Annotated in this window: 15 protein-coding genes; 5 read left to right on the plus strand and 10 right to left on the minus strand. The window is 64.9% G+C overall.

The genetic code is table 11. The features are described from left to right. Positions 1 to 6: 6 nt before the first annotated feature. From BM348_RS00645 to BM348_RS00660, 4 genes are read right to left on the minus strand one after another with little or no spacing between them, the layout of a single operon-like run. Positions 7 to 774, minus strand: coding sequence for a 2-oxo acid dehydrogenase subunit E2 (locus tag BM348_RS00645; RefSeq protein ID WP_092900577.1), 768 nt, complete (start codon positions 772 to 774; stop codon positions 7 to 9). Between the two features lie 23 nt (positions 775 to 797). Continuing rightward, a complete protein-coding gene (locus tag BM348_RS00650; protein ID WP_092900579.1) occupies positions 798 to 1,058 on the minus strand; it encodes a lipoyl domain-containing protein in 261 nt (86 codons plus the stop codon). A 2-nt stretch (positions 1,059 to 1,060) separates the two neighbouring features. Continuing rightward, positions 1,061 to 2,089, minus strand: a complete 1,029-nt coding sequence (locus tag BM348_RS00655) for an alpha-ketoacid dehydrogenase subunit beta (RefSeq protein ID WP_092900581.1) — start codon at positions 2,087 to 2,089, stop codon at positions 1,061 to 1,063. Next, positions 2,089 to 3,144, minus strand: a complete 1,056-nt coding sequence (locus BM348_RS00660; RefSeq protein WP_394328080.1) for a thiamine pyrophosphate-dependent dehydrogenase E1 component subunit alpha — start codon at positions 3,142 to 3,144, stop codon at positions 2,089 to 2,091. Before BM348_RS00660 ends, BM348_RS00655 begins: the two co-directional genes overlap by 1 nt. 43 nt (positions 3,145 to 3,187) lie before the next feature. On the opposite strand from BM348_RS00660, the gene BM348_RS21020 reads away from it, so the two are divergent. Together BM348_RS21020 and BM348_RS00665 are read left to right on the plus strand one after the other, a co-directional pair. After that, positions 3,188 to 3,325 (plus strand): hypothetical protein, encoded by a 138-nt coding sequence (locus BM348_RS21020; protein WP_175507071.1) that lies wholly within the window; start codon positions 3,188 to 3,190, stop codon positions 3,323 to 3,325. Further along, the gene (locus BM348_RS00665; RefSeq protein ID WP_092900585.1) at positions 3,322 to 3,972 is read left to right on the plus strand and encodes an HAD family hydrolase; all 651 of its coding nucleotides are present in this window, start codon (positions 3,322 to 3,324) and stop codon (positions 3,970 to 3,972) included. Before BM348_RS21020 ends, BM348_RS00665 begins: the two co-directional genes overlap by 4 nt. Positions 3,973 to 4,010: 38 nt before the next feature. Here BM348_RS00665 and BM348_RS00670 read toward each other — a convergent pair whose 3' ends face one another. Both BM348_RS00670 and BM348_RS00675 read right to left on the minus strand, forming a co-directional pair. Beyond that, the gene (locus BM348_RS00670) at positions 4,011 to 4,514 is read right to left on the minus strand and encodes a metallophosphoesterase family protein (protein WP_092900587.1); all 504 of its coding nucleotides are present in this window, start codon (positions 4,512 to 4,514) and stop codon (positions 4,011 to 4,013) included. 105 nt (positions 4,515 to 4,619) lie between these two features. Beyond that, the gene (locus tag BM348_RS00675; RefSeq protein WP_092900590.1) at positions 4,620 to 5,831 is read right to left on the minus strand and encodes a tryptophan--tRNA ligase; all 1,212 of its coding nucleotides are present in this window, start codon (positions 5,829 to 5,831) and stop codon (positions 4,620 to 4,622) included. 289 nt (positions 5,832 to 6,120) lie between these two features. Between BM348_RS00675 and BM348_RS00680 the strand changes: the two genes are divergently transcribed. Continuing rightward, positions 6,121 to 6,930 carry a succinylglutamate desuccinylase/aspartoacylase family protein gene (locus tag BM348_RS00680; protein ID WP_092900592.1) on the plus strand — a complete coding sequence of 270 codons (810 nt, stop codon included), beginning with the start codon at positions 6,121 to 6,123 and terminating at the stop codon, positions 6,928 to 6,930. Further along, the gene (locus BM348_RS00685; RefSeq protein ID WP_092900594.1) at positions 6,927 to 7,220 is read left to right on the plus strand and encodes a hypothetical protein; all 294 of its coding nucleotides are present in this window, start codon (positions 6,927 to 6,929) and stop codon (positions 7,218 to 7,220) included. The genes BM348_RS00680 and BM348_RS00685 overlap by 4 nt, the downstream gene beginning before the upstream one ends. 42 nt (positions 7,221 to 7,262) lie before the next feature. Here the strand turns inward: BM348_RS00685 and rio1 are convergent, their stop codons facing one another. Then, positions 7,263 to 8,129: a serine/threonine-protein kinase Rio1 gene (gene rio1 / locus BM348_RS00690; RefSeq protein ID WP_092900596.1), complete on the minus strand. Its 867-nt coding sequence runs from the start codon at positions 8,127 to 8,129 to the stop codon at positions 7,263 to 7,265. Positions 8,130 to 8,223: 94 nt separating this feature from the next. Next, positions 8,224 to 11,004 (minus strand): alanine--tRNA ligase, encoded by a 2,781-nt coding sequence (gene alaS, locus BM348_RS00695; RefSeq protein ID WP_092900598.1) that lies wholly within the window; start codon positions 11,002 to 11,004, stop codon positions 8,224 to 8,226. A gap of 374 nt (positions 11,005 to 11,378) precedes the next feature. Between alaS and BM348_RS00700 the strand changes: the two genes are divergently transcribed. Beyond that, positions 11,379 to 11,840: an ArsR/SmtB family transcription factor gene (locus BM348_RS00700; RefSeq protein WP_092900601.1), complete on the plus strand. Its 462-nt coding sequence runs from the start codon at positions 11,379 to 11,381 to the stop codon at positions 11,838 to 11,840. Positions 11,841 to 11,874: 34 nt separating this feature from the next. Here the strand turns inward: BM348_RS00700 and BM348_RS00705 are convergent, their stop codons facing one another. Both BM348_RS00705 and BM348_RS00710 read right to left on the minus strand, forming a co-directional pair. Further along, on the minus strand, positions 11,875 to 12,855 hold the full coding sequence (locus BM348_RS00705; RefSeq protein WP_139231119.1) for a DUF6159 family protein: 981 nt from the start codon (positions 12,853 to 12,855) through the stop codon (positions 11,875 to 11,877). A gap of 114 nt (positions 12,856 to 12,969) precedes the next feature. Beyond that, a complete protein-coding gene (locus BM348_RS00710; RefSeq protein WP_092900607.1) occupies positions 12,970 to 13,962 on the minus strand; it encodes a replication factor C small subunit in 993 nt (330 codons plus the stop codon). Positions 13,963 to 13,977: the final 15 nt, after the last annotated feature.

A 13,977-nucleotide genomic window follows, 5' to 3' on the forward strand; every position in this document is an offset into this window, starting at 1 on the left:
GTCAGCCTAAACGAAGGCTCTTGCATTCTCGAGACGCGCACACAACGTCTCGAGGAATCGCGCCGCGTCCGCGCCGTCGACGACCCGGTGGTCGAAGCTCAGGTCGAACGCGAGCTGCTTGCGGAACTCCACGCCGCCGTCGTCGCCCGGCCGGGCGCGTTCGCGGATGCGGTTGACGCCGAGGATCGCGACCTCGGGCGGGTTGATGATCGGCGTAAACGAATCGACGCCCAGCACGCCGAGGTTCGTCACAGTGAACGTCCCGCCCCGCAGGTCGGACATCGAGTAGTCGCCGGTCTGTACCAACGCGGTCAGTTCGCGCCGATCGAGTGCTATTTTCTCGAGCGACTTCGACTCGAGACCCGCGAGCACGGGCGTCACTAACCCCGCGTCGATATCGACCGCGATACCGACGTTCTGGGTCTCGTACATGCGGTGGAGGCCGTCCTCGAGCGTCGCGTTAAATCCGGGATGTTCCGCGAGCGTTTCCGACAGCGCGCACAGAACGATGTCGAGCACCGACACGTCCACGTCGAACTCATCGTTCGCGAGCGTCGCGGCCCTCGAGAGTTCTTCGGCGTCGACCTCACGGGTCGCCGTCACGTGAGCCGCGTTCTGGGAACTCTCCTGCAGTCGGTTCGCGATCGTTCGGCGCATGCCGGTGAGTTTGCGCTCCTCGAGGACGGTGCGCTCCGTTCCCGACGAATCGGTCTGTGAGCCGCTGGTACTGCCCTCGGTGTCGCTCGAGTCGCCGTTTTCGGTGGGTGGTGACATGATGAATCGAGTAGCAGGATCGCTTAGGCTGGCTCGAGCACCGCCAGCGTGTCGCCGCGCTCGAACTCGTCGTCCTCGTCGCAGACGATTTCGCGGACAGTGCCCGAAACGGGTGCCGGGACATCGACGCTGACCTTCTCGACCTGAATCTCACAGAGCGTGTCACCCTCGTCGACCTGAGCTCCCTCGCTGGTGAACCAGTTGGTGACGACGCCCTCGTCCTCGTCCGCGTCCTCCGGCCAGACGTCCGCCGTGTTGATCTCGAGGCGATCAGTCCCCGACATGATCAGGAACTGAGCGAGCGAACGGTCTCTTCGATATCGTCCGTCGCCGGAATCACTTCGTTCTCGAGCGGTCTCGAGTACGGAAGCGGCACGTCGGGCACCGCGAGGCGTTCGACCGCCTCGAGCGACGCCAGCTCTTCCTCCGCGACGCGGGCGATAATCTCGCTCGTGACGCCGTAGGAGCGATAGTCCTCGTCGACGACGACCAGTTTACCGGTCTTCGCGACCGACTCGAGCACCGTCTCCGTGTCGAGGGGAACGAGCGTCCGCAGATCGACGATCTCGGCGTCGATGCCGTCCTCGACGAGGGAGTCGGCGGCCTCGAGCGCCCGATGGACGTGCAGGCCGAGGGTGACGACGGTGACGTCCTCGCCCTCGCGCTTGACGTCTGCACTCCCGAACGGAATGGTGTACTCCTCCTCGGGAACGGGCGTCTTGGGGCCGTCCGGGGCCGGCATCCAGCCGATTCCCATGAGCCGCTTGTGGAACATGTAGACGACCGGATCGTCGTCCCGGATGGCGTTGTGCATCAGTCCCTTCGCGTCGTAGGCCGTCGAGGGCACGACGACTTTCATTCCCGGCAGGTGCGCGAAGGTGCCGTAGAGGGTTTGGGAGTGCTGGGCGGCGTCGTTGTACGTCCCGCCGACGGCCGTCGTCAGCACCATCGGAACGTTGACGCTCCCGCCGCTCATGTAGGTGTTCTTGGCCATCTGGTTGTAGATCTGGTCCATTCCGACGCCGAAGAAATCGGCGAACATGAGCTCCGCGATCGGCCGCATCCCCGCCTGAGCGGCCCCCACCGCGGCACCGATGTATGCCGTCTCGCTGATCGGAACGTCCATGATACGATCGTGGCCGAAATCCTCGAGCAGCCCCTGCGTGCTGTCGAAGATGCCGCCATAGTCGGCCACGTCCTCGCCCATGTAGAACACCTCCTCGTCGGCGCGCATCTCGTCGGCGACGGCCTCGACCATCGCCCGGCTCATCGTCAGTTTGCGGTCGACCGTCTGCGCGGATTCCTCTCCCGCCATCAGTCCTCACCTCCCGCTCGAGTCTCGCCGGCGAGTTCGTGTGTCGGTTCAGTCGTCGTCACACCGGATTCCGACCCGACGAAGACATCGCTGTATGCGTCTTCTGGATCGGGCAGGGGTTGTTCTTTGGCCCACTCGATCGCGTCGTCGACCCGGTCGCGTGCGTTCTCGCGAAGTTCCTCGAGAGCATCGTCCTCGACGCCCGCCGCGCGAAGCTCCGAAGCGAGGCGTTCGATCGAATCTCGCTGTTTCGCGGCCTCCGCGTCCTCGTCCGGTCGATAGCTCTCCGGGTCGCCCATGAAGTGGCCCATCCGCCGGTGGACCTGCACCTCGAGCAGCGTCGGCCCGTTCCCGTCTCGAGCGCGCCCGACCGCCTCCTTGGCGGCGTCGTAGACGGCGGTCGCGTCGTCGGAGTCGACGCGCATCCCCGGCATGTCGAACCCGCCCGCACGTTGGGAGGCGTCCTCGAGATCCGTCACGCGATCCTTGGGCATGCTGATCGCCCAGTCGTTGTCCTCGATGACGAAGACGACCGGCAAGTTCTGGACCGCAGCGAGGTTCAGCGACTCGAGGAAACCGCCCTGACTCACCGCGCCCTCGCCGAGGAACGCGACCGCGACGCTGTCCTCGTTGCGCTTTTTCGCGGCGAGTCCGGCCCCCACGGCGGGCGGACAGCCCTGTGCGATGATGCCGCTGCACGCGAAGTTGACCTCGGGATCGAACAGGTGCATGTGCCCGCCTTTTCCCTCGCTGAGTCCCGTCTCCCGGCCGAAGATCTCCGCGGTCATCCGGTTCAGATCGACCCCTTTGGCGATGGCGATGTGGTGAGGCCGGTGGGGTGCCGTAACCGTGTCGTCGTCCCGCAGGTGTTGACAGACGCCCGCCGCGGAGGCCTCGTGGCCCGCCGCGAGGTGTAGCTCTCCGGGAATCGGTCCGGCGGAGATGTCAAACGCCGGCTGTTTTCCCTCCAGATACTCCTCCTGAAGGCGCTCCTCGTAGTACCGGGCCGTGACCATGTCGGTGTACATGGTCTGTAATTTGCTAACTGCCACCATATCAGATCCATCACGAATGTTCGGCATAGAAGTGGTTATAGTTATGCCTCGAGCGGCGTTCAGCGACAGGCAGGCGGTCCAATCGGACAGCAACGGCGACGACGCGGACGCCGAAAGCGGGGCGAGACGCGGGATAACGGCTATCCGTTCGGCGGGCGAACCTCGAGACGACTCCAAATGACTGCAGTGCTCTTCGACATGGACGGCGTGATCATCGATTCTGAGGACTACTGGGTCGAGCGCGAACGCGAACACATTTTGCCGATGACCGTACCCGACGAGACCGTCCCCGTCGCCGAGATATCGGGAATGAACTACCGGGAGACCTACGAGTATCTCGAGTCGAACTACGAGACGGCGATTTCGCGCGAACGCTTCGTCGAGGTCTTCGCCGAGACGGCCCGCGAGATATACAGCGAGCACGTCTCGCTGCTGCCGGGCTTTCACGATCACCTCGAGAAACTACACGACCGGGACGTCACCGTCGCGCTGGTCACCTCCTCGCCCCACGACTGGATCGAAATCGTCTTCGATCGCTTCGATCTCGAGGGCCGGTTCGACGAGATCGTCAGCGGCGAAGATATCGAGGGACCGGGCAAACCCCACCCCTACATCTTCGAGGAGGCGGCGACGAAAGTCAACCGCGAGCCCGGCGACTGCGTCGCCGTCGAGGACTCCGAGAACGGCGTTCGATCGGCGGCTCGAGCCGGAACGCACACCGTCGCTTACCGGATCGACGCCCACACGGGGCTCGACCTCTCGCCTGCAGATTCGATCGTCGAAACGCCCCGTGAGCTTCGAGAGACGGTACTCGAGCAAGTCGAGTAAACCGGGAAACGTCGCAGTTTCACGTGCGGTTCGACGCGCTACTCGAGCACCGACCGGAACCGAACCGACTCCGAGCGCGTGTCCACGATTGCGACCGTCCGGTCGTCGTCGGGCGTCGGCGGAAAGTGCGCGCCGGGGTTGAGTACCGTGGTTCGGCCTTCCTCCGAGTGTTCTCGAGCGTGGTGGTGGCCGTAACAGACGTAGTCGTAGCGCTCGCCCTCGGCGACGGCGCGAACCTCCTCGAGCGACTCGCCGTGAAGCACGGCCATCGAGAGCCCATCGAACTCGAGGGACGCGAACCGGCCGTGGAGTTCGCTCTCGCCGCCTAAAGCGTCGAACGCCGACTGCAGATTGGCGGCGTCGCCGTCGTTGTTCCCGAGGACGCCGTGGAGTTCGAACTCCGAGAAGTACGGCGGAACGAGCGGGGCGACGAAGTCGCCGCAGTGGACCACGATTTCGACGCCTTCCTCTGCGAAGATCTCCGTCGCGCGTTCGATCGCCGGAACGTTGTCGTGCGTGTCCGCGATGATCCCAACGTGCATACGCCATCACGGGACGGCGAGGCACAAATCGGTTCGGGACGGCGCGGCACAGAGTGATCCGGACGGCGCTGCGGGCTCGTCGGTCGGACCCGACGGGCGAGCGCGCTAGAGTCCCGGAACCCCGGCCGATTCGAGCGCCCGCGCTCGCTCGTTCGCCGAAAGCTCGTAGGGCTCGAGTTCGTCCGCGAGCGAGCCCAGTTCGGAACGCCGGCGCTGGTGGTCGGCCAGGAAGTCGGTGATCCGATCGATCGCAATCGCTTTCAACTCGCCGCTCAGCAGGTCGCCCGCGCGGTAATCGGCGGCGAGACGCTCGAGTTCGTCGTCGTCGGGCTCGAAGAAGAATCGCAGGTACTGGAACGGGACGTCGACCGACGGATCGCCGCCGCGTTCGCGGTGTTGCTCGAGCGTCGGCTGGCCGCCGGTGTAGGCGTGCGTGCGGATCGTCTCGGCGACCGTATCTGGGTCGTCGGTAAGCTCGATCGATGGCGCGTCGCCGGAGGAACTCATCTTCCCCGGGCCCTCGAGACTCGGGAGGAACCGGCCCAGTAGCGCGCCCGGTTTGTCGACCGGTAATGCCTCCTTCGCAGCCACGTCTCGGCAGACGCGAACGTGGGGATCCTGATCGACGGCGATCGGCACGAGCGTCGGCTGGCGTCCGGCGACGAGCTGGGGCAACAGGAGGTGCGTCGCCTGCACTGCCGGGTAGAACTGCAGGCCGACGGTCTCTTGCTCGCCGTAGACTCCCTCGACTGTCGCCGGCGTGAGGTGCTTTGCGAGTCGGACCGCGATCGGATAGATCACGTCGGCGTCGGCGGTGTCGACGACGATCCGAGTCCGATCGGGATCGAAGCCGACCGCGAGAACGTCCCTGAGATTATCGCGAGTGCGCTCGCCGATGTCCGCGAAGGACTGGTCTTTCGCGAGGAATTTCTCGTCGTCCGAAAGCGGGATATAGACCGTCGCCCCCGTTTCCCGCTGGAAGCGCTTCGCGAGATACAGCGGGAGGACGTGCCCGAGGTGCATCGGCCCCGAGGGCCCCCGACCGGTGACGATCGAGTGTGGCGCGCCCGACTCGGCGGCCTCGAGGTACCGGTCGACGTCTCGGGCGGCGTAAAACGTCCGGCGTCGGACCAGCGGGTGGTCCGGAAACCGGGCAATCTGCTCGTCGGTCAGCGGGTCGGCCCCGAATCGCTCTGTGAGCTTCTCGTAGTCGATATCGCCCTCGACGGCGTAGGGCGTGACGGTGAAGTCGTCAGCGGCAGTCTCGGATAGTCGTGAGTCGGTGCGGTCGTCGGTCGGATCGGTCGGATTCGTCATTCGGTATCGAACGTATCGCGGCGTGAGTGCTGTCGGCTCGAGACGTGCGAGAAACGAGAGAGCGAAGGGAGCGAGTGCGATCCGAACGACGGGTTAGGCCGCGTCGTCCGAACCGACGAGACTGTCCGCTCTCGAGGACGCGTGCCAACGCCATCCGAGAGCGGTTCGCATGAGCGATCCTTTCGCCGGAACGGCAAAGAGTATTTCGGAGCCGCCGGTTCTGTCAATTATTCCATACTCCATCGGTCGATAGAAAAAGGGATTAGTGGGAACGTGGGGATCTCAAACGATGACGCGACGACACGCGCTCGCCGCAGGCTGTGTCGCCGTCGGTGGAATCGTCGCCGGCGCGCTCTCGAGACCGTCCTCCGACGATGGTCCAGTCGCGACGGCGCGACGGCCCCGCGGTTCCGGCGAGGTCGCTCGTCGCTCGGAATCGCTGCTCGATGGGACGGACCACGAGACCACGCTGTACGAGATCGACGCGTCCGAAGCGGGGCCCACGGCGATGGTCTTCGGCGGCGTCCACGGCGACGAGCGAAACGGGATCGCGGTCGCCCACGAGATGGTCGAGTGGCACCCGGATGCGGGTACGCTCGTCGTGATTCCCGAAACGAACCGCGTCGCGATCGAAAACGAGGAACGAGACGGGGTCGGCGGCGACCTGAATCGTCAGTTCCCGCTGGGAGACGACCCCCAGACCGAACTCGCCCGCGGCATCTGGGACGCCCTCGAGCGCTACGACCCCGACGTGGTCTGTGACCTCCACCGGTCGCTTGGCATCTCCGGACTCCACCACCAGTACGTCGGCCAGATGGTGTTTTACTCACCGGGCGCCTGCGGACCGGCGGTCGCGGGCGCGCTCAACGACGCCATGATCCCCTGGTACACGCCGCTGCACAGGTTTCGCGCCAGCCTGAGCGACATCAACGGCCCGCTGCTCTTTCAGGCCGCGAACCGCGAACTCGGGGCGATGAGTTACCTCCTCGAGTCGACCTCGTTCGTCCTCGACGAGGCGGCGATGATCCGCCACACCCGGTTCGGAGCCGCGAAAGTCCTCGAGGTACACGGCCTGATCGAATCGGAGGGGGGCCGATGAGCCGCCGGCCGTCGCTCAAGCAGGTCCTCGCCAGTCCCGCGACGCTTCTGACGTACGTGGTACTCGTGGTGCCGTTCGCGCTGGGGTGGCTCCGATCGTCGTGGCTGTCGCCGCTCGCGCTCCCGGGATACCTCGTCTACGTCATCGGCTCCGCGATCGGCAACGCCATCGCCCCGCGCTACGAGTTCTGGACCTACTGGGGACCGTTTCTCGTCGGCTGTTTCGGACTCTCGAGTATCGTCGGCTACGTCTACGAAGTTCGGCGAGGCGAACGATCGGACGAAAAGTAGACCCCTGAAAACCAGATTCGCGCCGCCACACCGCAGGAAACCCTACGAACTCCGCGAGGGGTCGGGCTCGGGGTCGGTCACGAACTCGAGGAGTTCCTCGCCGGTGACCGAGAACCCCTCTCTGGAGAAGAAGTTCGCGACGTTCTGACAGTCTCGCTCGAGGAACGTCCGGCTGTTGGGGTGGTGGACGGTGACCGCCTGTCCGAGGTCGATGACGACGAGTTGCCCCTCGTCGAAGACGATGTTGTACTCGCTCAGATCGCCGTGGATCAGGCCGGCCGCGTAGAGTCGTCGCATGTACTCGCGGACTACCTCGTAGGCGGTCTCGGGGTTCTCGATCGAGACTTCTCCTAGCCGCTTCGCGCGTCCGTCCTCGTCCCCAATGTATTCCATCACGAGGACGTTGCGCTCGGTCGCGATCGGATCGGGGACGTTCACCCCCGCCGCCTTGGCCCGCTGTAAGTTCGCGTACTCCTTTTTGACCCACGCGAGGACGACGTCCTTCTTCTTCCCGCCGAGCCCCTCGAAGCGCGGGTCGCCCTCGAGATACGAGCGCATCTGCCGGAAGTCGGAGGAGTTGATCCGATAGATTTTCACGGCGACCTCGCGGTCGCCTCCCAGCGCGTGGTAGACGTTCGCCTCCTTGCCGGTCGAGAGCGGGCCGCCGAACGCCTCGACGTGGCCGTCCTGGACGAGTTTGTACAGGGCCGCGAACGTCGCGTCGTCGAACACCGACTGCTCGACTTTGAACTGGTCGGCGTCCTTGATGCGCGCCTCGAACTGCTCGAACTCCCGGTCGCGCTTGCGAGCGATCCGGTCGGCTTCGGTGTCCGACACGTCGATCTCCTCCCACTCGTCGCCGGGAGTGTCGACCGCATCGGCGTCTATCAGTCCGTACTCCGAATCCATCTACTGTGTGCTCGTCGTCCACGCGGGTAAAGTACCCGGGTATCGTTCCGTAGAGTATCCTTCTAGGACGCACTCGAGAAGAGAACGGACCGTATCAGGCGTTCAACACGCGCCGGAGCACGTCGGGCGCGTCCTCGAGAGCGTCCTCGAGGGCCGCCTCGTCCGGACCGCCACCCTGTGCGAAATCCGGCGGGCCGCCGCCGCCGCCGCCGACCTTGCTCGCGAGTTCGCCGACGACCTCGCCGGCGTTGACGGGAACGTCGTCGGGCACGGCGACGACGAACTGGGCACCGCTCTGGCCCGAGCCCAGCACGGCGACCGACCCGTCCTCGACGAGCGCGTTCGCGGTGGCCCGAAGTTCGTCCATGTCCGCGTCGATTCGCTGGACGACGGCGGTCGTTTCGCCGATTTCGACCTCCTCGCCGCCACCACCGCCGCCGGCGCGGGCCGCGGCGAGCTGTTCTTTGAGGTCCTCGATCTGTTTGCCGCGCGCTTTCCACTCCTCGAAGAACCGCGCCGCGGTCTCGGGGACGTTCTGGGGCGTCACGTCGAGGGTCTCTGCGGCCTCGTAGAGCGCGTCTTCTTTCGCCTGGGTCGAGTCGATGGCCGCCTCGCCGGCGGCGAAGACGAGTCGCTCGACGCCATCCTGGACGCGTTCGGTGTTGAGGACCTTGATCGCGCCGATATCGCCGGTTCTGGCGACGTGGGTGCCACCACAGGCCTGGATGTCCTCGCCGACCTGGATCAAGCGAATGTTCGTCCCCGGCGGGATGCCGCCCTGATAGAGGTCGAAGCCGTGTTCGGCCTCGGCCTCGTTTCGGTGGGGCCACTCCTGGGTCACCGCGATGTTGTCCATCACCATCTCGTTCGCGAGGTGTTCGATTCGTTTGACCTCCTCGCGGGAGATTCGATCGTAGTGGCGAACGTCGATTCGGGAGGAGTCGACGCCCTTCTGTGCGCCGGCCTGTCGGATGTGCTCGCCGAGTACCTGTCTGGCGGCGTGGACGACGATGTGGGTCGCCGTGTGCTGGCGCATGAGCTGTCGGCGTCGGGGGCCGTCGATCTGGCCGTTGACGAACTCGCCTTTCCCGAGTTTCTCGTCGGACCGGTGGAAGATGACCCCGTCCTCGACCTGGACGTCCCGAATCTCGACGGTCGCGTCGTCCGTCGAGATCGTTCCCGTATCGGCCGGCTGCCCGCCGCCTTCGGGGTAGAACATCGTCTGATCGAGAACGATGTCGTACCCGTTCTCGCGCTCGAACACGTCGAGCACGACGGCTTCGAACTGGGTCCGCTGCTGGTCGTCGTAGTAGAGCTTCTCCGTCTCGGGCAGATCCGAAAAGCGGGAATCCTCGTCGCCACCTGCCTCGAGTCCGGCCTCTGCCGTATCGTGTCGATCGGCGACGAGGCTGTAGAAGTCGTCCGGGACGTCGACCTCGGCACCGGCCTCCGCGGCGATCTCCTCGACCATGTCGGGCTGAATGCCGTGGGAGTCGTAGAGTTCGATCAGTTCGTCGGTCGGGATCGGTTCGCCCTTCTTCGCGTACTCCTCGGCGAGCGTTTCGACCCGTCGGCCGCCGCGATCGAGCGTTTCGCGATACTTCTCGACTTCCGTTCGGACGATGTCGCGGATCGTATCGCGGTTCTCGTACTCGAGGCGCTCGGCCTGCATGTCGACGAGTTCGTCGAGCGGCGCGTCGACGCCGACGGTGTCACAGAGTCGCTTGGTGCGCCGAAGTACCATCCGGGTGAGATACCCCGTACCGACGTTCGAGGGGACGATGCCGTCGCCGAGCATGTACGCGAGCGTCCGGCAGTGGTCCGCGATGGCGTAGATCGTCTCCAGCGGTTCCAGCAGGTCCCGAAGCTCGTCGGTCGGAATGTCGAGCGTGTCGGCGATTTCGTCTCGCGCGGCTTCCACGTCGTCGACGTCGTCGATGTCGAGTTGGCCCGAGAGCCGCGAGGCGCGGGCGATGATCTCCTCCTCGCGCTCGGTGTGCTCGAGGCCGGCGTTCTCGGTGAGGAAGTCGATCATCTCGGGGTAGATCGCCTGGTAGACCGTCGACGTCCCCTGGCTCATCCAGGTCCAGCGCTCTAACCCGTAGCCCGTGTCCACGACGTAGGTGTCCATGTAGGAGTAGCGGTTCCCGTCTTTGAGTTCGTACTCGCCGTCGGGGTCTTGCTCCATGCACATGAAGACCAGCGTCGCCAGCTCGAGGCCGCGATAGATGACTTCGATGGCGGGGCCGGCGTTGCCGCCGCCGACCCAGGGATCCTCGATGTAGGTGACATCCTCGATGTCCGCGCCAAGCGACTCGAGCAGTTCGTCGCAGTACTGGACCGTCTGGTCCTTCCAGTAGACCTCACCCTGATAGGCGTACTGCTCGGGGTCGTCGATGTCTTCGCGCGCGTTGAACGCGTGGTGGGCCATCATCTCGAAGGCCATCGTGTGGCGACCCGTCTTGCCGACGTTGTCGATGTCCTGCATCCGGATGCAGGGCTGGGAGATCGTCAGCGGGTTCGCCGGCGGCGGCGTCTGGCCGCTCGTGATCAGCGGCTGGAAGTCGTAGATCGACGCCTGAGTCAACAACACGTCGTCGCGCCAGCGATTCGCCGCGACTGGATAGGGGTCGATGCGCTCGTGGTCGTGGTCCTCGAAAAAGGAGAGGAAGGCCTCCCGCATCTCCTCGAGGCTGTACTCCTGCTCGAAGCCGGGGCTCCCGATGAAGTCGTACTCGGCACACGGGGGTTCGCCGCAGGTCTCCCGCTCGTGATCGCGCGTCCAGAAGTGCGCGCCACACTCCGAGCACGTCTTTCGCTCGAAGCCCTCCTCCTCGAAGTACTCGAGGCGGTATTCTTCCTCCAGTTCGCTCATTCTACGTGTGATTGGCTCTGGAGAGCCTAAAACAGTTCCGCAACGGGTATCCGGGAAATAATCGCAAGACGAACACGTTGTTTCAGGAGTTTGAGTCGGTTGTACCGACGCGGATCGAACCACCAACTGCGAGGAATCGCCCGGGGAGTGGACTCTGCGGCAGATTTCGGGGACGGGAGAATCGTGGGACAGCCAGTACAACTCAGCTACGTTATAGAACTGCGACACCCTCGAGCGGCGGCAGTCTCGAGGCGGATCGGTAGAGCCCAAGCCCGACGGCTCTGTCACGGACCGGACTGACGATGACTTCGAACTGCGTCTCCGTTACCAGTGCCGTTTTGGGTTGAACGGACGATATGACCGGTAAGATATCCATGGGTCGACTCTTTTCACGAGATTCAGATACGACGTTCGAGCGAAGCGAGACGCCGCAAGTCGTCTGTCTCGACGACGAGCACGCGGACGAGGTCCTCGGAGCCCTCCAGTCTGAGACCGCACAGTCCGCGTTTCGAGCCCTGAACCGCGAACCGATGGCCGCGGCGGAGCTCGCCGACGAACTCGAGGTGTCGGTCCAGACGATCGGCTACCATCTCGAGAAGCTGATCGACGCGAACCTGATCGAACACCATGAGACGGTCTACTCCGAAAAGGGGCGTGAGATGGTCGTCTACGGCCCGGCGACGGAACCGACCATGCTGTTTTTCGGCACGTCGGACGACCGGCGAGCGCTCGAGTCGGCGTTCAGGGAGTACGCCTCGGTGCTCGGACTCGGGGCCGTCGTACTCGCGATTCGAGCGGTGTTATCGCCGTTAGAGCCTCTTTTCGACTGGCTGTAGCGGATCGCGGGAGTCCATCGCCGGCGTCGTTCGGTCACGAGGGATCCGCGTCATCGGCGAGTGCGGACTCGTCGAACTCCCCAGGCATCGTTCCCGTGCAAGCGAAGACGTACAGCGCCGTTTTCGCGATCGCACCGAGCGTGTAGCCGACGAGCATGCCGACGCAGACGACCAGCCCGCCGCCGATGACGGCGACCAGAAGCGCGGATTCGCCGGGGACGAGGAAGTACAACGCGACGCCGAGCACCAGTCCCGGAACGAGCAACAGAGCGGTGACGAACCCGACGCCGAACTCCGATCCGAGGGTTTCGCCCCACGTGTCGCGGATTATCCGGCCGCTCTCCTGTATCATCGTAGTCGGCCCGGCGTCCTCGAGGACGACCACCGGGATGACGAAGTACGTCAGCGCGAGCCATCCGGTGCTAAGCAGCGCGGAGAGGATGACGCCGACGATCTCGCTCGATTCCTCGAGCGCCTGCAGCGCGATACCGACGAACGCGCTCAGGATCGACCAGACCAAAAGCGCCCGGAGATGGGAGCCGGCGGCGCGGAACGCGGCGGTCGCCGAGGGCGTCCGCCCGGCGAACGTTTCCCTGCTCGCCCAGACGAGCGCGGCAACGCTGACGGAGACGAGAAACATCGAGCCGGCGTAGGCACCAACCAGCAGTCCGATCACGAGCGCGAGCGACTCCGAGCCGCCGATCGCGACGAATCCGCCGAAGACGGTGGCGAGATACGCGACGGTCGCGAGGCCGCCCACGAGGGGATAAACCGCGAGACGGGGGTTCGCTCGAAGCACTGCCGCACTGGCACCGGCGAGTTGAAAGCCGGTTCCGAGGCGCTCGCGGAGACTCATTCGTGGATCACCACCGTTGTGGGCGGCGCTCTCGCCGATCGTTCGACGATCGCCTCCGCTGGCACTCGAGTCGACCTCGCGCTCGAGCGAGTCCGTTCCGTCGGTCGCCAGCGTCCGAATCTCGGCTTCCGCCGCCGTCTGAGCGTTCGAGCCATACACGCCTATTTGTCGGGAGAAAAGAAAAACTAGCCGAACGGTTCGAAACGCTTCGAACACACGGCGTCGCTCGATCTCACCGACTCGCGGATCATTTTCGACGCCAGTGGCGCCGACTCAGGCCTCGTTCTCGAGTGCCAGCGCCGCCAGCATCGCCTCGAGTTGCAGTCGCTCGTTCGCACCCTCCGTGATGCGGTAGTCGACCTCGCCGAGTCGCTCGAGCAGTCGCACGGTGGCGTCCTCCGAGAGGTCGAACTCCCAGGCCGAGCGGTGAAGCTGATCGATGACGTCGCCGCCCGCGAGACCGCGGTCCATCAGCAGCGTCTCGAGCGTCGAGCGAGCGGCGGTGAAGTCGCCGTCGATGGCCTGCTCGACCATCTGCTCGACCTCCTCGGGGCGGGCCGTCGCCGTGATCGCGAAGACGCTTTCCTCGTCGACGGTGTCGCCCATCACCGCCGCGGCCTGCAGGCCGTTGATCGCCTTTCGCATGTCGCCCGCGGCCGCGTAGACCAGCGCGTCGACGCCGTCGTCGGTCACGTCGATGTCCTCGTTTTCGGCGATTTCGCGAACCTGCGCTTCGATCGCAGATTCGGAGAGTTCGGTGAAGCGAAACACCGCACAGCGGGACTGAATCGGGTCGATGATCTGGCTCGAGTAGTTACACGAGAGGATAAATCGGGTGTTATGGGAGAACTGCTCCATCGTCCGGCGGAGCGCGGACTGAGCGTCGGAAGTCAGCGCGTCGGCCTCGTCCAGGAAGATGATCCGGTAGTCGTAGCCGCCGAAACTCGAGCGGGCGAAGTTCTTGATTCGGTCGCGGACGACGTCGATCCCGCGCTGATCGGAAGCATTCAGTTCGAGGAAGTTATCTCGCCAGTCGCTTCCGTATATTTCGCGCGCTACGGCCTGTGAGGCAGTGGTTTTCCCGGTACCGGCTGGGCCCCCAAGCATGAGGTGCGGCAGGTCGTCCTGCTCGACGTACTGAGAGAGCCGCGGGATGATGTCTTCGTGGCCCTTGATGTCGTCGAGGGTTTCGGGACGGTACTTCTCGATCCAGACTTCGGTCCGTCCCGGCGTCGACTCCGCGGTCTCGGCGTCGGCCTCGCTCATACACGCCGAGAGGGG

Origin of the sequence: Halostagnicola kamekurae (genome assembly GCF_900116205.1) — an archaeon.
Taxonomy (GTDB): Archaea; Halobacteriota; Halobacteria; order Halobacteriales; family Natrialbaceae; genus Halostagnicola; species Halostagnicola kamekurae.